The organism is Peribacillus sp. AS_2, assembly GCF_026891895.1.
GTDB classification, from domain to species: Bacteria; Bacillota; Bacilli; order Bacillales; family DSM-1321; genus Peribacillus; species Peribacillus frigoritolerans.
Genome location: NZ_JAPTGA010000020.1, coordinates 16,548 through 34,916 on the forward strand (window position 1 = coordinate 16,548; position 18,369 = coordinate 34,916).

The window sequence follows — 18,369 nt, forward strand, 5'->3', positions numbered from 1 at the left end:
GAGGGGCATCATTATGGACCCGATTCAATATATTGATCAGCATCAAGAAACATTGATGAAGTCCTACCATGACTTGCATGCTTTGGCTGAGCCAAGCTGGCAGGAAGAAAGAACGTCTTGCTATATTTTAAAATGTCTTAGGGAAGCGGGCATTACCGTAAAAACATTTCAGGGCCATTATGGAATCATTGCCGAGATTCCAGGCATTTCAAAAAAGGTTGTGGCATTAAGGGCTGATATGGATGCACTTGTTCAGGAAGTAGATGGAGTTGTTAAGGCCAATCATTCATGTGGACATGACGCACATAGCACAATGGTTTTATATACGGCATTGGCCATTGCCTCCAGCGGAATCCGGCCTAAACACACTCTCCGATTTATATTTCAGCCTGCAGAAGAAAAAGGGGAAGGCGCTCTTCAAATGATCAATGATGGTGCGTTGGAGAATGTTACATATTTATTCGGGGTACATGTAAGACCCAGTACGGAGGTTCCTTATATGAAGGCTTCCCCCGTCATTGTCCATGGCTCAGCCGAAACAATAAGGGGTACAATCAAAGGCCTTCAGGCTCATGCATCCCGTCCGAAAGATGGAATAAATGTAATCGAAGCAGCAGCTTTGCTTGTCCAAAAATTACAGCAGATTAATCTGGAAACCGAAATTCCTTATTCCATCAAAATGACTCAATTTGAAACAAACAATAAAGCATCAAACGTTATCCCGGAAACAGCTGTCTTTGCTATTGATGCCAGAGCACAGTCAAATGATGTAATGAATGAACTAAATCGCTTAACAAAGGAAGCTTTTGAACAGACAATGGAACAAACTGAAACATCGATCTCCTGGTCTGCGGAAGAGTTTGTCCCAGCTGCGACCTTGAATGAAAAGGCGATAAAGCTGGCTGAGGCCGCAATTGCAGATATCCTTGGGATGGAAAATGTCGTTCCGGTCTGTGTTTCTCAAGGAGGAGAGGATTTTCATTTTTATACAGCCGAAAATCCTGATATAACTGCAACCATGATAGGGTTAGGCTGCGATCTAACGCCTGGTCTGCACCATCCGGATATGAAGTTTAATTTACAAGCACTTATTTATGGAACGAAAATTTTAATTAACACAGTCATGATGGCGGCAGAAGAGTAAAATTTTTCACTTAAAAAATTAATGAAGGGGTGTTTTATGGAAAATACCGCACAAACATCACAAACCGGGGACCATACAGCAGCTGATGAAAAACAACTGGAGCGAAAACTCAAACCAAGGCATCTTTCGATGATTGCAATCGGCGGCACCATTGGAACGGGGCTATTTTTAGCGAGCGGTTCCATTATTCATACTGCGGGTCCTGGAGGAGCTGTGGCTGCCTATATTATTGCCGGGATCATGGTTTACTTTCTGATGACAAGCTTAGCCGAAATGGCTGCCCTTATTCCTATTACAGGCTCTTTTAGTACCTATACATCAAGGTTTGTCGATCCTGCATTGGGATTTGCGATTGGATGGAACTATTGGTATAACAATGCAATCGTAGTCGCACTGGAATTAGCAGCTTCCTCCCTGATAATGAAGTATTGGCTTCCTTCTGTTCCGGGCATCATTTGGAGCGCAATATTTCTTGCAATCATATTTGGCCTGAATATTTTATCGGTAAAAGGATATGGTGAATCAGAATTCTGGTTTGCCATTATAAAGGTTTTGACGATTATCATTTTTATTGCAGTAGGTTTATTAATGATTGTAGGAATCATGGGAGGGGATGCCGTAGGTTTTGAAAATATCACCAAAGGGGAGGCACCGTTTAAAGGAGGCTTTTTATCTATTATAAGTGTCTTTATGGTAGTAGGATTTGCCTTTCAAGGTACCGAGTTAGTAGGAATTGCGGCCGGCGAGAGTGAAAACCCAAGAAAAAATATACCAAAGGCCATTAAGCAAATCTTCTGGAGGCTGCTCTTGTTTTATGTATTGGCGATAATTGTGATTGGATTTTTAATAAGCTATAATGATCCGCGTTTGTTAAGCTCGGATATTGAAGATATTGCGGTAAGTCCCTTCACTCTAGTTTTTCAAAACGCTGGGCTTGCCATCGCTGCCTCCCTTATGAATGTGGTCATTCTTACTTCCGTTCTTTCTGCAGGAAATTCGGCCATGTACGGAGCTTCTCGCGTGCTTTGGGTGCTGGCGAAAGAAGGCAAAGCCCCTTCGTTTCTAAAAAAAGTGAATTCAGGCGGCATTCCAGTGAACGCTGTGTACTTTTCTACCATCGTTGGGATGGCAGCTTTCCTGACCTCTCTTTTCGGTGAAGGCACGATTTATACTTGGTTATTGAACGCTGCAGGATTATCCGGTTTTTTATCCTGGTTAGGAATTTCGATTACACATTATCGTTTCCGGAAGGCATATATTGCACAAGGTAGAGATTTGAAAGATTTGCCTTATGTATCAAAATGGTATCCATTCGGTCCGATATTAGCCACACTTTTATGTATTACGGCAATTCTGGGACAAAATTACTCTGCATTTTTCGGTCCTGAGATTGATTGGTATGGAATTTTAATTTCCTATATCGGGCTTCCTTTATTTTTCCTGGCTTTTCTAGGTTATAAAATCGTAAAGAGAACAAAAATGACTCCATTGCAAGAGGCCGATTTCAGTAAAGTGGAATAACCTCTTTTGTAAAGGCTCTTTTTGTAAAGATTGTTGTTTTTAAAACGAAACTATTTAAGGTTGATTGGAGCGGAAGTGCGAGACTCCTGCGGGAGCAGCGGGACAGGTGAGACCCCACAGGCGTTTACGCCGAGGAGGCTCACCGCCCGCCCCGCGGAAAGCGAGCATCTGGAGGGGGAAATCAACCACAACTCACTACCTGGTAAATAGCAACAAAGTATGTGAAAACCGCCTTTGTAAACAAGCAGGAAAGTATTTTTTATTAAGAAAGACAATTACATGATAGCGCCAGTGCCTTGTTAGACATGCTGTCAGTTGTGGACTATCTTGTCATCTTATGTTGTCAATAAGGGCACTTGTGCTATACCTAGGAGGTTGACCATGACGAAATCACAGGAAATTGTAATTCGTTCTCTTCATCGAATTGAAGAGCTAGAGGAAGTAAGAAAGCTAGAGTCCAGCATTTGGGGAGAAACCGACTCAATCCCCACACACCAAACCTTAACAGCCGTGAAAAACGGCGGTTTGGTTATAGGAGCTTATTGGGAAGGAAAGCTGATTGGATTTCAATACAGTTTTCCGGGATTCAATGGGCAATCAGCCTATCTTTGTTCACATATACTAGGAATTGATGAGCAATTTCGCAACAAAGGTATAGGCGAGAAGTTAAAGTTAGCACAACGTGAGGAAGCGCTAAAGCTCGGCTATTCCCTTATTACCTGGACATACGATCCTTTGGAAAGTGTTAATGGGTATTTAAATATAGCCAAGCTCGGCGGGGTATGCTCCACATATATCGCAAACTGCTATGGTGAAATGGAAGATCTTTTAAACAGCGGAATTCCTTCTGACCGCTTTCTTGTCGAATGGCATATTGATAAAAAAGAGACAACGGATTCTAGCGGACAGGGAATGCCGCTGGACTTTGTGATGGAAAACTCGCTTATTCAATGGGATACCATTGAAAAGGGATTGCCAGTTCCATCGTTCACTCGCCCGCTGCCTGAACAAGAATGTGAAACAGCTTTTGTTGCCCTTCCAAAGGACTTCCGAACAATAAGAGTCACAAATATTCAAGCGGCCAATGACTGGCGGATGAAAACCAGGGACATTTTTACCGGATTATTTCAACAAGGATGGCAGGTAACAGGTTTTATGAAGAATTCCATGACGGAAATTCCCGTTCAGTTTTATATGCTATCAAGGAAATGAACTAGGAGAATATATATAATGTTTAGTAATTTCAGGCTGTGTAAGCCTATTAATAAAAAATTTGTAAGACTGTGTTCTTTAACAGTTTTATCATAGAAGGAGAATTTCCAAGTGAAAATTAAACAAGTTATTCTAAGGCATCTTAAGCTAGACTTGCTTGAACCTTTTACAACTAGCTTTGGGACGGAATACGATAGGGATTTTATCCTTGTCGAAGCCATAAGCGATGATGGCATTTCCGGTTGGGCTGAATCGGTTGCGATGCTCGACCCCCTGTATAATGAAGAGACCTTAAAAACAAACTGGCATATACTAGAAGACTATCTAATTCCAATAATCCTAAAAAATGAAATCAAGCATCCTGATGAAATTTCCGAAAAATATTTCACCCATATTCGCGGAAATTATATGGCAAAAGCTGCTTTAGAGGGTGCCGTTTGGGATTTGTATGCTAAAAAGCAAGGTGCTTCTCTTTCAAATGTGTTAGGTGGAACAAAAAAGAAAATTGAAGTGGGGGTAAGCATTGGAATAAAGGATTCGATCGATTCGACCCTGGATATAATTGAAGCTCGTCTCGGTGAAGGCTATAAACGTTTTAAACTAAAAATCAAACCGGGCTGGGATGTTGAATTAATAGACAAGGTACGAAAAGTATATCCTGAAATCCCGCTGATGGCCGATGCAAATTCAGCTTATACCTTAAAAGATATAGACCGGTTATCCGCCTTGGATGATTTTAATTTAATGATGATTGAGCAGCCGCTTGCCTATAATGATATCATTGACCATGCAGAATTACAGTCAAGGTTAAAAACACCTATTTGCCTGGATGAAAGCATACACTCATTAGAGGATGCCAGGAAAGCTATTAAATTGGGCAGCTGTAAAATTATTAATATCAAGATTGGCCGTGTCGGAGGTTTGACTGAATCTAAGAAAATCCATGATTTATGCCTAGAACATGGCATTCCGCTATGGTGTGGAGGTATGCTGGAATCAGGCATTGGAAGAGCTCATAATATTGCAATCACTTCACTGCCGAACTTCACTCTTCCCGGTGATACCGCAGCTTCCTCCCTCTATTGGGCAGAAGATATCACTGATCCCGAAGTTACAGTGGAAAACGGAATGATCAGTGTTCCAGAATTGCCTGGAATCGGCTATGAACCAAGCATGGAAAAAATCAAAAAGTATACTATACACAGTCAAACCTATCATTTAAGTTAGAATGTTGCTAGAAAAGCCTAGGCTGCTACAACATTTGCATAAAGGCATGATTCCCGAAAAAGGGAGCATGCCTTTTTATATATAATCCATTTTCCATTCAAAATATATTGTAATTCGACTATCTGCCATGTATGGTGTTATGAAATGCAGATTAGCTTTTCTTATATCCTTTAAAAAGTTATCATAATAGAGTCTTTGTACATTGTATATATACACATTTATGATACAAAACAGCAAGTATAGAAAAAAGGGGTGAGGCGATGCGAAATTTACATACTATCTGTGCCGTATTAACCGTCTACCTTTTCTTTTTTTGCTGCTTCTTTCCTTCAGCAGCCCATTCGGAAGCCCAAAAAGTGATACGGGTTGCAGGGGATAATAACTTTCCACCTTTTGAATACTTGAGCGATTCGGGTGTTTATACCGGTTTTAATGTGGATATAATGAACGCCATTTCTATCGAGACTGGCATTAGGTTCGAATACTATCCCATGCCATGGAACGAGGCAGTACAAGCTATGCGCTCTGGAAAAGTGGATGCGATTCAAGGCATGAAGTACAATCAAGAACGTGAAGAGTTTTATGATTTTTCAGCTCCGTATTTCACAAGTTCACAAGGGATTTTTGTGTTGAAAGATAATATGTATATCCGAAAAATCGAAGATCTTAAAGGCCGGAAAGTAGCTGTACAAAAAGGAGATGTTGCAAGCGGTCTATTAAGTAAAGTCGATCGTTTGCAATTGGTGGAAACTAATAATCAACAAGAAGCCGTTCAGTCGCTTATCGACGGTAAAGTGGATGCTTTCATTGGAAATCGGATTACTGGTCAATATTTTCTACAGAAAAATGAGCAGCAATCACTCATTAAGATTGTCGGTGAGCCGCTTGACGCCACAAATTATGCTGTAGCCGTTATGCCGAAAAACAAAGAGTTGCTGACACTATTCAATCAGGCCATTTCTCAAATCAAGAAAGATGGAACGTATGAAAAGATAGAGAAAAAGTGGTTCGGCGAATATATCCTGCCAAATACTCAACGGCTCCGTAAAACGCTGTTGTATTTGGAAATTGGTCTTATTCTTACCTTCATTGTGATTTCTCTCATCTTATGGTGGAATCTCAGCCTTAAACGAGAAGTGGCTAAGCGAACCGAGCAAATTGAGCACGTGAATAAAGACCTGGAAGAGAAGATGCTCCTTCTTGAGGAAAACATCAACTTTCAGCAGCAAGTATTAAACAGTGCCTACAGTTCGCTTATTACACTGAATCAGCAAGGTCTTGTATCGATGATTAATGTTAGGGCCATGGAATATTTGGGGGTGGACGGTAATGTTGTTGGAAAACGTTTTCAGGTTCTGCCAACTGCCCGTTTCATCCCGGAAAAGGAGATTAAGGCTGCATTAGAGAAAAAGAGAGTTTTCTTGCAAAAGGAAACGGTATGGTCTCATTATGAGGGCAAAAAAAGGCATATAACTTACAGCATGTATCCAATTCAGACTATTGGGGGAGAAAGTGTAGGTGCGGTGTTGAACTTTTTCGATAGTACGGAACAAAAACAACTGGAGAGAAAAGTGGCTCAGGATGACCGATTGCGTTCATTGGGTCAACTCGTGGCGGGTATCGCTCATGAAATAAGAAATCCGTTAACATCCATCCTTACCTATACGCAATTGCTGCCGAAAAAATTTGCAAGCGCAGATTTCCGAACGTTCTTTTCCGAACAGGTCACTAGTGAAATTACCCGACTTAATACATTGATTAACGATTTGCTCGATTATGCCCGCCCTAAAAAATCAGAGCCTGTCACATTTTCGCTGAATGAGGCCATGGCAGGGATTGAGCTATTGCTAAAGCCGAAAATCAAAGAAAAAAACCTGAGCATTGTTCGAGAGTTCGCTGGAGACATTCAGGCAACTGCAGATACACAGCAAATCAAACAAGTACTGGTGAACGTCATTCTCAATGCCATACAGGCGTCCAATACAGGGGGAACACTTATTTTTCGGGCATACTATCGGGATGTGTTCACTGTCGTTGAAATCGAGGATGAAGGAATTGGGATTTCGGAAGAAGACATTGATAAGATCTTTGAACCGTTTTACACCAGGAAACCCAACGGGGTCGGGCTAGGGCTTTCTATTACGTATCAGCTTGTCAAAGAAAACGATGGGATTATCGAGACAAGAAGTGAAGTAGGAAAGGGAACAGTAGTGACCATTTGTTTACAGCATTAATACAGAAAGGGTGAAAACGATGCACGATATCATGATTATTGATGATGAACCAACCATATGTCAGTCACTTACGTTTGCATTGGAAGACCAGTATCACGTTTATTCGTTTACAGACCCACGAAAAGCGCTTCCGCTTTTCGAAAGGGCAGAAATCGCCATCGTTTTGCTGGATTTAAAAATCGGGGGATACAATGGGATGGAAGTGTTAGAAGAAATCAAACGCCTATCCCCCTCGACTGTTGTCATTATGATGACGGCCTACGGCACCATTCCTTCTTCCGTGGAAGCAATGCGTAAGGGTGCGTTTTCATATGCGACAAAGCCGCTTCATATTGATGAATTGGAAGTGCTGATGCAAAAAGCAGAAGAAGTGTACACCCTTCAGTCCAAAGTGAAATGGCTGAGTGAAGAATTGGATAAGGTGGCAGGTGTGAACGGCCTCATCGGTGAAAGCTTGGCCATGCGTAAAATATTCTCCCTCATCGAAAAAGTGAAGGATATCGATTCCAACATTCTCATAGAAGGGGAAAGTGGAGCCGGTAAAGAAGTCGTCGCCAGAACCATCCATAATCAAAGCAAGCGCAGAAACAAAAAGTTTCAGGCTATTAATTGTGCCGCCATTCCGACTCACCTGTTGGAATCAGAATTATTCGGATACGAAAAGGGCGCATTTACAGGGGCGACACAGCGAAAATATGGACTTTTTGTTTTGGCGGAAGGAGGTACAATCTTTCTTGACGAAATCGGTGAGATGGATTTGGCACTGCAGGGGAAAATTTTGCGCGTTCTACAAGAGAGAAAGGTAATGCCCGTTGGCGGGATAGAAGAAGTCAGCATCGATGTCCGGATCATTGCAGCGACAAACAGAGACTTGGTTAAAGAAGTAAAAGAGAATCGATTTCGTGAAGATTTATATTACAGATTAAATGTGATTCCGATTCACCTTCCGGCTTTACGTGAACGAAAAGAGGATATTCCTTTGCTGTTGGAATTTTTCATTGCAAAAATCGGTGATCGAATGGGAAAACCTGTAGAAGGAATTTCCCATGAAGCGCTGCAGCTTTTACAGCAATATGACTTTCCAGGAAATATTCGTGAACTGCAGAACGTGATTGAAAGAGCAATAGCGCTTACGAATGATTCTTACATACAGAAAGCCGATTTACCTTCCGACATCCAAAAAAGCTCGCGCCCATTTTTCGGCAATACCCTAATCCCCGTATATGTCGGTGAACCGCTTGAAGAAATCGAAAAAAGAGTGATTCTTCATAACCTTGCCGCATTTAACGGTCATCAAAGGAAGACAGCGCAAACAATTGGCATCGGGGAGAGGACATTGCGGGACAAGTTGAAGAAATATCGGGAAGAAAAGTAGGCGGAAATTGCCGAGCGGCAATTTTCGCCTACTTTTTATTTTGAATATATCTGAATTTTCCACTGTTTTTATGGAAATGGACCTGGCATGAAACTTGCTTAATAAAAATGTAGTAAAACCATTAAGCAGAATGGAGGGAACATAGATATACAACATAATGGTCTACAGAGCTGGACTGGAAGTTACAGTGCGGCGAAAGCGGGGATGTGCAAAATGCATCAGGCAGGATAAGTCAATGGCCTATCCAAATTTAACGAAAACAAAAGGACAAGCCATTGAACCAGAGCTTTTATAACAGTACATCCCGAAATTTATTGGCGATTGCAAATATGAAGTATTTTTATTTATGGGGAGGAAAAGTAAATGTATGCGTTACCAAATATGGATTTATGGAAAGGCAGAACAGATAGTCTAATAGATAAAGATGAATTTAGAATTCATCAAATAGTTAAAGATAATCAAACAACATCAGCAAATAATACATGTGGAATAGTAGGGTTCTCTTGTGAAGAAGGCGTACGCAGGAATAAAGGAAGACTTGGAAGCAAAGAAGCTCCCAATGAAATACGTAAATCCTTATCATCTCTATCTTGGCACGGCCAATCAGCAGATAGCCTAGTTGATTTCGGAAATATCATTTGTGAAAATCAACAGTTAGAAGCAGCTCAAGCTGAATTGGGAAGCCACGTAGAGAAAATATTATCTAAAAATATGTTTCCTGTTATTTTGGGGGGCGGACATGAAACCTTTTATGGTCATTATCTAGGAATTAGGTCGAGTGTTGGACCCAATGCCAAAATAGGCATTCTTAACATTGATGCTCATTTTGATTTACGTTCTTATGAAGAAATAACTTCTTCTGGAACGATGTTTAAACAAATATTAGATAATGATCATCAAGCTAGTTATTTGCCAATTGGTATTCAACGTTATGGAAATACTAAAAAATTATTTGACACTGCAACTACACTTGGTTGCTCTTGGATATTGGAAGAAGAATTAGTAGATGAAAATTCTGAAGAAAACGAAAATAAAATTCTGAATTTTATAAATCAACATGATTATATTATATTGACACTTTGTATGGATGTTATAAACGCTTCTGAAGCACCGGGTGTGAGTGCGCCTTCTTCATTTGGTCTTTCAGGAAAAATGGTTAGGCAATTAATTCGTAAGATTACTTCACATACGAAAACTATTTCATTTGATATCTGTGAAGTGAATCCATCATTAGATTGTGATAATCGGACTGTAAAACTAGCTGCAAACCTAATAAATGAAGTATTCATGTGTGTGGAGAGGAGATAAGCAATATGAACATCGAGATTAATCAAACGATCACTATTTTTTTAGCGATACTGCTTTTAGCACTAGGCGGGATTATCGTTAAGAATGTCAAATTATTTAGACACTTTTGTATCCCTGCACCCGTTGTGGGGGGATTACTTTTTGCAATCGTCGCTACAAGTCTTAAAACCTTTTTAAACATAACCATTTCATTGGATACGACACTCCAGGGATTATTCATGTTAACATTTTTTACGTCCGTTGGATTGGGTGCCAGTTTCCAATTAGTAAAAGTCGGCGGTAAATTATTATTAATATATTGGTTGTTATGCGGGTTTCTGGCATTTGCCCAAAATTTAATCGGAATTTCTTTAGCACCCGTTTTTGGGATTGATCCATTGATTGGCATGATGGCAGGAGCAATTTCCATGGAAGGCGGCATTGGTGCAGCTACAGCTTTTGGCGGTACGATTGAATCGCTGGGCATTCAATCTGCCCAAGCAATTGGAATAGCAGCAGCTACATTAGGATTAGTGTTTGGTGGATTAGTTGGAGGTCCCACTGTAAAGTATTTAATTAATAAACACAAATTAACACCAAGTAAAGAAGATATTGAAATTCAAGAAAAGAAAGAAATGGAAGACAAAATAGAATTAAATGTAGCTTCATTTATGAAACAATTGTTAATACTGACATTTTGTATGGCTTTAGGTTCATATCTAGGAGAGTTATTTTCGGCAAAGACAGGTTATGTTTTACCGAACTATGTGGGAGCAATGATAGTGGCTGTAATAGTTCGGAATATTTTAGATAAAATAAACGGAAAAATTATCGAAATGCCTAGTATTAATTTTATTGGAGATATCACTTTAGGTATTTTCTTATCTATGGCATTAATGAGTATAAAATTATGGGAAGTTGCTGACCTTGCTTTACCAATAATTTTAATTGTGGTGATACAAGTAATTTTCATTATCCTTTTAAGTATATTCATCATGTTTCGTTTTCTTGGCAAAAACTACGATGCGGCAGTTATGGTTGGAGGATTCATCGGACATGGTATAGGGGCTACACCAAATGCTATGGCAAATATGTCAACAATCACTGCGAAATATGGACCTTCAAGTAAAGCATATTTAATCGTTCCGATAGTCGGTGCATTTCTTATCGATGTATTTGCCATGCCAATCATCATTATAAGTATTAATCTATTTAAATGATAATTTGTTATTAAATAAGGAATCAAAAAATATAGTGTTACCGAATGTTTTTGGGAATGCCAAAACATTCGGTATTGATTTTTTTATTCTGAAATTGCCCATATAGTAGGTAATTCACGATGGTTTTTCTGTATGCATTATTAATGCACCGGAACCCTATCAATTTCGCAACATCTACATGTATGTATCGTAGCGTTTCACAGCCTGATTTAGTAAGAATGCTGCTGCGATGATCAGAGGTCAGTAAAATTAAGCTCTCTTATGCATCTCTGTTAATGATATCCATCCTAGCCTAGATTGTACTGAAAAAATGTAATAATTAAAGGGGAGAAATTCATTGTCATTTTCACTAAAAATAATAAAGAAAAGTGAACAAATAACCAGTCTTTGGTCAGGTGGTAAAACAACTCAACTAGCCATTTATCCTGAAGAAGCTGATTACTCGAAGCGTGATTTCAAATGGCGGATAAGCACAGCAGAAGTCGAGGTGGACGAATCCTTATTTACTCACCTTCCAGGCATTCAGAGAATCATCATGATCCTTGATGGTGAAATGTCGCTGCAACATCAGGGAAAGCCCAGTGTGCATTTAAGCCCATTTGAACAGGATCGGTTTGATGGAGGCTGGACAACCCGCAGTATAGGGAAGGTCACTGACTTTAATTTGATGTTAGCGGAAGGATGTGAAGGTGACATCAGCACGATTCATATGAATGATGTAACCCATGCGGAAGTGTTGGAAAATCGGGATTCTTCGAAAAGAACCGACGCCTTCTATTGTTTCAAAGGCAGGAGTAGAATGAATATCGATGAAAAAGAGACAATTGTTTTAGAGCAAGGTGACTTAATAACCTTAAACAGAGATCATACCTCCGACAATATAAATATAAAGTTATCAAATCACGATGAAGACTCTACTGCAACAATTATTAAGGTAAGTATTTTTTATTGATAGAGAAATTCTGGGGCCCAAAAGCATCCTTCACCTATATAAATCCGAGTTCATTGCGCCGCAATTTACTTAATGATATTTTTTATTAATTAACAGAAATGTCCTTTGTCGGCTAAGTTTGTATCAAAAAGGGTTCCGTCTGAAGCTTTAAAAATAGTTGTTTGGAGCGGGTGTGCGAGACTCCTGAGGGAATAGCGAGTCCAAGGGAGACCCCACAGGCGCAAGTGCGCCGTGGGCGGACCGCCCTACGTTCCAATCAACGTCCAAATTTGTACAAGCCCAAAAAACTGAAGACAAACTCGATTTTCTTCGAGTTTGTCTTCAGTCTGAGCCGTCAATAGACGGCTTTTTCTTTTTGAATTTTTAAAGGAGATAAAGTGTCTATTTTAAGATTAAATTATTTTGATATATCCAATCCCTTAATTATTTGAGAATGTTTGGTGTGTGAAGTTGAAATTAAAACACTTACATTTCCTATTATCTGTGTACAATTACCTGAAAATATGAAATTATATTTAAATTTATACTATTCAGTGTTATTATTTTATAAGAATATTCAAACTATTAAATGAGAAGGTGAGGGAACTCATATGTCACAGATGTTGGCTTTGGTTATCGTAATTCTGATTTTATTTGTAGGGGACATAGTGGCGGTTCGAACAAAAGCCTGGGTACCTTCCGTTTTCATTTCGGCGATCCTATTTCTATGTGGTTATTGGACATTCTTTCCGCAAGACATCGTTTCAATAGCAGGTGTTCCACCGGTAGTGGCAACCATGATGATGTACTTATTGATCACGAATATGGGGACATTGCTTTCAATAAGGGAATTGGTGAATCAATGGAAGACGATTGTCATCTCCTTATCTGGTATTCTTGGCATTGTTGCACTATTATTTGGAATTGGCATCTTTATTTTTGATCTGCAAACTGTCCTTGTAGCGGTTCCGCCATTAGTGGGAGGTATGGTTTCTTCAATAATCATGTCAGAAGGAGCGGCAGATGCAGGACTTACGAGCTTGTCCGTTTTTGCCATTGTTATTTATGTCATGCAAGGCTTCGCCGGATATCCTTTAACTTCAATTGTCTTGAAGAAAGAAGGCAAGAAGCTTTTGGGGCAATACCGCAATGGAAAGTTAACGGTAAAAAGGGATGAAACTGCAGCCGCTGCAGAAGGCATGACGGAACTTAGGCTGTTTAAGAAACTTCCTGAAAAATATAATACGGAGTATTTCAAATTTTTAAGACTGGCAGTTGTTGCTTTACTTGCTTACCTTGTTTCGAGTGGATTAGAGCCGATTATATCTATTAATGCATTTGTTCTTTGCTTACTATTCGGGGTTATCGGAAAAAGTATCGGTTTCTTGGAAAGACAGACACTGCAAAAAGCAAATGGATTCGGATTTGCCATCATGGCCCTTATGCTTTTCGTCTTTGATGGATTGAAAAATGCAACACCAAGTATGATGATGGAGATTCTTTACCCACTTGTTGTTTGTATTATCTTCGCTGTGATAGGTATGTATATATTCTCATTCATAGCAGGGAAATTGTTAAAAGTCAGCAAAGAAATGGCCTTTGCTGTATCTTTAACAGCATTATACGGATTTCCAGCTGATTACATTATCACCAATGAAGTCGTCAATTCATTAACAAAAGATGAAAATGAAAAAGAAGCATTGCTAAGCCATATGCTGCCGCCGATGCTTGTTGGCGGATTTATATCGGTAACAATCGTGTCGGTTATTTTGGCAGGAATATTCGTACAATTCTTGTAAAATAGGAGGGATTCTAAGTGAGTCTTAGCGAACGTATAGAAAAGCAAATAAATGATTTGAGCGAATTTACATCAACACCCGGAGAAGGGACTACCCGGCTTACGTATAGCAAGGAAGACTTGCTTACACGTAATTATATAAAAAATAAAATGATGGAATACGGCCTGACAGTAAAGGAAGATGGATTTGGAAATATTTTTGGAAAGCTTGATGGTACTTTAAAAGATGCACCGAGCGTTCTGTTAGGTTCACATTTTGATTCCGTACCAAATGGCGGTGCGTATGACGGACCAGCCGGTGTAATTGTCGCACTTGAAGTGGCTGCCCTATTTGCAGAGAATCAATTAACACCTAAATATCCATTGGAAATCGTTGCCCTGATTGAAGAAGAAGGAGCTCGTTTTGGCGGAGGGCTAATGGGGTCGAGAGGAATAGTGGGAACGCTTAGTGAGGAAAGTTTTAAAAATTTAAAGGATAAAGATGGTATCACCACAATTGAAGCGATGTCAAAAATTGGACTGGATTTCACTCTTCCGAAAAGAAGAAATCCCAATAGCATTAAAGCGTTTCTCGAATTGCATATAGAACAAGGTCCAATCCTTGAAGAGAAGAATATCCCCATTGGTGTTGTAGAAGCTATTGTTGGTTTAACCCAATTTGAAGTAACCATTGAAGGAAAGGCAGGACATGCAGGCACAACCCCAATGGATCGCCGTACGGACGCATTGGTTGCTGCCGCTCAAATTATTTCTCAATTACCGAGCTTTGCAATTGAGGAAGGAGAAGGAACGGTTATAACGACAGGGCGACTAGATGTTTTACCAAATGGAGCAAACGTCATACCGAATAAGGTGGTATTTTCGGTAGATATTCGATCAAGCAAGGAAGAACATATTAACAATGTCATCAGGCGGATGAAAGAATTAATCGAATCCTATCAGGTACAGGGGATCCATTCAACGGCGGAACAGCTGTTGTATATGCCGCCAAAGATATTGAGTAATGAGATTAAAGATTTATTAAAAGATAAAAGTTCAGATTTGGAAATTCCATACTGTTCCATTGATAGTGGTGCAGGTCATGATGCGATGGTTTTTTCCGATGTGACTGATGTTGGCATGCTTTTTGTTCCAAGTAAAGCAGGACTAAGTCATTGTCCAGAGGAATGGTCTGATGCACGTCATTTGGCAAATGGAGTGCAAATATTTTACGAAGTGGCTAAATGTTTAACGGAGGTAGAATAAGAATGATTAATCAAACGATAAAAGAAGCGATTCAAAATTATAATGATGAATTAACAGAAATACGCAGAAAACTTCATAGCGAACCTGAGTTATCATGGGAAGAAGAAAATACAACTGCCTTTGTTTGTGACTACCTTGAAAAATTAGGAATTACTTACCGAAAAGCAGAACCAACAGGTGTCATTGGAGAAATTAAAGGCGGTAAGGCTGGAAAGACCGTCGCATTAAGAGCAGATATGGACGCCCTTTCTGTAGAAGAACTAAATAAAGACTTGTCGTATGCTTCAAAGGAAGAAGGGAAAATGCATGCATGTGGTCATGATGCACACACATCCATGCTATTAATTGCAGCGAAGGCACTAAACGAAATAAAAGAAGAATTGCCTGGGAATGTGCGCTTAATATTTCAACCAGCCGAAGAAGTGGCAACAGGTGCAAGGGAAATGGTTAAACAGGGGGCCGTTGAAGGTGTTGATAATGTTTTTGGCATACATATTTGGTCGCAAATGCCAACAAACAAAGTCGCTTGCACTCAAGGACCTTCATTCGCTTCAGCAGATATCTTTACCGTAACCTTTAAAGGAAGAGGGGGACATGGTGCAATGCCGCAGGACTGTATCGATGCAACCATTGTCGCCTCTTCATTCGTCATGAATGTACAGTCCGTCGTATCAAGAACGGTCGACCCCCAAAATCCCGCTGTTTTGACAATTGGAAAAATGGTCGTTGGCACACGTTTTAATGTCATTGCAGAAAATGCCGTCATTGAAGGGACTGTCCGTTGTTTTGATTCTAAAACACGTGACCATATTGAAAAGCAGCTTCAGATTTATGCTGAAAATGTTGCGAACATTTACGGTGCGACCGCAAAGGTTGATTACTACCGTGGCACGCAAGCTGTAATTAATGATGAATATAGTGCCAAATTAGTGCAAAAGGTGGCCTCGCAAGCGTTTGGTGAAGACGCAATATATAATGAAAAGCCAACAATGGGGGGCGAAGACTTTAGCTTCTATTTAGATGAAGTACCCGGAAGCTTCGCTTTAGTGGGATCAGGAAACCCTGAAAAGGATTCGGAATGGGCGCATCATCACGGGAAATTCAACATCGACGAGGATGCGCTTGCTACCGGTTCAGAACTTTATGCCCAATATGCATGGGCGTATTTGAACGAATAACGGACTGAAAAGAAGAAGGAACTTGGGCAATAACAAAAAGTCTCAGAAGGCCGCCAATTGGCGGCCTTTTGGCGTAAATGGTTAAACTTCCTCTTATGAATATCAAGGGAAATTAGAAGAAAAGAGAAGGATAATGTGTAAAGAGAATTTCCTTGATTTTTTTGACTAATTTCATTATAAAATCTTTCAGCGTAAAAACCGTTATGTCCCAGTTACGAATTTATCCTACTTATTCAATCTTTCTGGGACACTGTTTGTTTGGCAATGACAAAACAGGACATCGGTCGGAAGGGAAAAATAAAATCTGAAGGGAAATTGTAAGGAGTTCGGATGTACAAAAAAAGAGGGAGATGGAGCTATGAAGAAATTATTAACTAGTTTGGTAGTATTGGCAATGGCCCTTGGGGTATCTTTTTCCACCGCTTCAGCATCTGCTGGAGGTTTTCACCACCCCGAAAGCTGGGATAAGAATTCCATTTACGATAAAAAAGGAAGACGAGATCCTTAAGATATCGCCTCCTCATTTACCACGGGTTAGTATTCCTCAATTGTCGCTTATTTTAAAGCTGATAAACTTCTGCTCCATCATTTCCTGCATCGCATATTTGACGCCTTCCCGGCCAACACCGCTGTCCTTCCAGCCGCCATAAGGCATATTATCAATTCGGTAAGTAGGGATATCATTGATTACGACTCCACCTGTTTCCAAGCGTTCCGCCGCATAAAAAGCTCGTTCTATACTCGGAGTCATCACTCCTGAGTTCAAGCCGTAACGCGAATCATTTGCATCATTGATGGCATCATCCAGCGTATCGAAAGGGAAAATGCAGACAATCGGACCAAATACTTCGAAACGAAATACCTTTGAGTCACGATTTACATTGGTTAAAACGGTAGGCAATAGTACATTGCCTTCCACTGTACCGCCGCACTCAATTTTTGCTCCTTCCTGTACTGCCTCATCAATCCAACTTTGTAACCGCTCCAATGATTTTTTTGAAATCACCGCTGTGATATTTGTATTTTCCTCGAGAGGTGAACCGATGACAAGCTGTTTTGTGGCACTGACGAAACGATCTAAAAATTGTTGGTATAGTGATTTGTGGACATAAATCCGTTGAATCGAGATGCACACCTGCCCATTATTCGTAAATGAACCCATTACACTTCTTTGAATAATTTGATCGATGTCGACTCCTTCATCAATGATGAAAGGGGAATTGGACCCGAGTTCAAGTGTAAGCTTACGGAATCCTGCCTGCTGCTGGATAAGGTGTCCGACCTCAACACTGCCTGTGAACGTCACTTTTTTTACATGTGGATGGGTCGTCAAGGCTTCACTTAAAACATCGCCTTTGCCAGGTATGATGTTCAATACTCCATCTGGCAACCCGGCTTCTTTAAAAATATCGGCAAGAACCAGTGCACTCAATGGGGTTTGTTCGGCAGGTTTTAACACAATCGAATTTCCAGCGGCAATAGCTGGACCGACTTTATGGGCAACCAGATTAAAGGGAAAATTAAATGGGGTAATCGCGGTGACGACGCCAATCGGGGTGCGAACCGTGAAGCCAAAACGGTTTACCCCCCCAACTGCCGCATCCATCGGGATTTGTTCTCCATAATTGTTCTTGGACGCTTCTGCAGCGAAACGATAGGTCTGAACCGTACGATTCATTTCTTCACGAGCATTTCGAATCGTTTTCGCCGCCTCCAGAGAAATGATTCTTGCAAGTTCTTCACTGCGTTCTTCCATGATTGCTGCAGCTTTAAATAAAATTTCTGCTCGTGCATGAGCCGGGTAGGATCGGTATTTCTGAAAAGCAGCATTTGCCTCAACAATCGCTTCAATGGCATCCGCTGGTTCAGCCTGTCCGATTTGTGCAATTTCTTCGTTTGAATGGGGATTATATAATGGCTCATATGATTTAGCCTCCCGCCATTTACCACCGATCCACAATTGCCACTTTTTCTTCATCTGAAATCCCTCCAATAAT

General features: G+C 40.3%; 14 protein-coding genes. 13 read left to right on the forward strand and 1 reads right to left on the reverse strand.

All coding sequences use genetic code 11. The features are described 5' to 3' along the window. The first annotated feature begins 13 nt into the window (after positions 1-13). From OTG27_RS23935 to OTG27_RS23995, 13 genes are all read left to right on the forward strand, one after another. Positions 14-1,144, forward strand: a complete 1,131-nt coding sequence (locus OTG27_RS23935; RefSeq protein ID WP_268938347.1) for an amidohydrolase — start codon at positions 14-16, stop codon at positions 1,142-1,144. 36 nt (positions 1,145-1,180) lie between these two features. Next, positions 1,181-2,665, forward strand: coding sequence for an amino acid permease (locus OTG27_RS23940; RefSeq protein ID WP_268938348.1), 1,485 nt, complete (start codon positions 1,181-1,183; stop codon positions 2,663-2,665). A 381-nt stretch (positions 2,666-3,046) separates the two neighbouring features. Beyond that, positions 3,047-3,877, forward strand: coding sequence for a GNAT family N-acetyltransferase (locus OTG27_RS23945; protein ID WP_268938349.1), 831 nt, complete (start codon positions 3,047-3,049; stop codon positions 3,875-3,877). 111 nt (positions 3,878-3,988) lie between these two features. Further along, entirely contained in the window at positions 3,989-5,104 is a 1,116-nt protein-coding gene (gene menC / locus OTG27_RS23950; protein WP_268938350.1) for an o-succinylbenzoate synthase, read from the forward strand. A gap of 260 nt (positions 5,105-5,364) precedes the next feature. Further along, positions 5,365-7,338, forward strand: coding sequence for a transporter substrate-binding domain-containing protein (locus OTG27_RS23955; RefSeq protein WP_268938351.1), 1,974 nt, complete (start codon positions 5,365-5,367; stop codon positions 7,336-7,338). Positions 7,339-7,357: 19 nt separating this feature from the next. Next, positions 7,358-8,713 carry a sigma-54-dependent transcriptional regulator gene (locus OTG27_RS23960; protein WP_268938352.1) on the forward strand — a complete coding sequence of 452 codons (1,356 nt, stop codon included), beginning with the start codon at positions 7,358-7,360 and terminating at the stop codon, positions 8,711-8,713. A 363-nt stretch (positions 8,714-9,076) separates the two neighbouring features. Next, positions 9,077-10,021 (forward strand): formimidoylglutamase, encoded by a 945-nt coding sequence (hutG, locus tag OTG27_RS23965; RefSeq protein ID WP_268938353.1) that lies wholly within the window; start codon positions 9,077-9,079, stop codon positions 10,019-10,021. Positions 10,022-10,026: 5 nt separating this feature from the next. Next, a complete protein-coding gene (gene gltS, locus OTG27_RS23970; protein WP_268938354.1) occupies positions 10,027-11,220 on the forward strand; it encodes a sodium/glutamate symporter in 1,194 nt (397 codons plus the stop codon). A gap of 337 nt (positions 11,221-11,557) precedes the next feature. Beyond that, positions 11,558-12,172 carry a HutD/Ves family protein gene (locus tag OTG27_RS23975; protein ID WP_268938355.1) on the forward strand — a complete coding sequence of 205 codons (615 nt, stop codon included), beginning with the start codon at positions 11,558-11,560 and terminating at the stop codon, positions 12,170-12,172. Between the two features lie 590 nt (positions 12,173-12,762). Then, positions 12,763-13,950, forward strand: a complete 1,188-nt coding sequence (locus tag OTG27_RS23980; RefSeq protein ID WP_268938356.1) for a hypothetical protein — start codon at positions 12,763-12,765, stop codon at positions 13,948-13,950. Positions 13,951-13,967: 17 nt separating this feature from the next. After that, entirely contained in the window at positions 13,968-15,194 is a 1,227-nt protein-coding gene (locus OTG27_RS23985) for a Zn-dependent hydrolase (RefSeq protein ID WP_268938357.1), read from the forward strand. Between the two features lie 2 nt (positions 15,195-15,196). Beyond that, complete coding sequence (locus OTG27_RS23990) at positions 15,197-16,372, forward strand: amidohydrolase (RefSeq protein WP_268938358.1); 1,176 nt, start codon at positions 15,197-15,199, stop codon at positions 16,370-16,372. Positions 16,373-16,730: 358 nt separating this feature from the next. Next, the gene (locus OTG27_RS23995) at positions 16,731-16,880 is read left to right on the forward strand and encodes a hypothetical protein (protein ID WP_268938359.1); all 150 of its coding nucleotides are present in this window, start codon (positions 16,731-16,733) and stop codon (positions 16,878-16,880) included. A gap of 36 nt (positions 16,881-16,916) precedes the next feature. Here the strand turns inward: OTG27_RS23995 and OTG27_RS24000 are convergent, their stop codons facing one another. Next, on the reverse strand, positions 16,917-18,350 hold the full coding sequence (locus OTG27_RS24000) for an aldehyde dehydrogenase family protein (RefSeq protein WP_268938360.1): 1,434 nt from the start codon (positions 18,348-18,350) through the stop codon (positions 16,917-16,919). Between the last annotated feature and the right edge of the window lie 19 nt (positions 18,351-18,369).

Excerpts from the sequence above, each read along its gene's own strand:
- OTG27_RS23935 (WP_268938347.1), top strand. The coding sequence starts at position 14 with ATGGACCCGATTCAATATATTGATCAGCATCAAGAAACATTGATGAAG.
- OTG27_RS23940 (WP_268938348.1), top strand. The coding sequence starts at position 1,181 with ATGGAAAATACCGCACAAACATCACAAACCGGGGACCATACAGCAGCT.
- OTG27_RS23945 (WP_268938349.1), top strand. The coding sequence starts at position 3,047 with ATGACGAAATCACAGGAAATTGTAATTCGTTCTCTTCATCGAATTGAA.
- OTG27_RS23955 (WP_268938351.1), top strand. The coding sequence starts at position 5,365 with ATGCGAAATTTACATACTATCTGTGCCGTATTAACCGTCTACCTTTTC.
- OTG27_RS23960 (WP_268938352.1), top strand. The coding sequence starts at position 7,358 with ATGCACGATATCATGATTATTGATGATGAACCAACCATATGTCAGTCA.
- hutG (WP_268938353.1), top strand. The coding sequence starts at position 9,077 with ATGTATGCGTTACCAAATATGGATTTATGGAAAGGCAGAACAGATAGT.
- gltS (WP_268938354.1), top strand. The coding sequence starts at position 10,027 with ATGAACATCGAGATTAATCAAACGATCACTATTTTTTTAGCGATACTG.
- OTG27_RS23980 (WP_268938356.1), top strand. The coding sequence starts at position 12,763 with ATGTCACAGATGTTGGCTTTGGTTATCGTAATTCTGATTTTATTTGTA.
- OTG27_RS23990 (WP_268938358.1), top strand. The coding sequence starts at position 15,197 with ATGATTAATCAAACGATAAAAGAAGCGATTCAAAATTATAATGATGAA.
- OTG27_RS23995 (WP_268938359.1), top strand. The coding sequence starts at position 16,731 with ATGAAGAAATTATTAACTAGTTTGGTAGTATTGGCAATGGCCCTTGGG.
- OTG27_RS24000 (WP_268938360.1), bottom strand. The coding sequence starts at position 18,350 with ATGAAGAAAAAGTGGCAATTGTGGATCGGTGGTAAATGGCGGGAGGCT.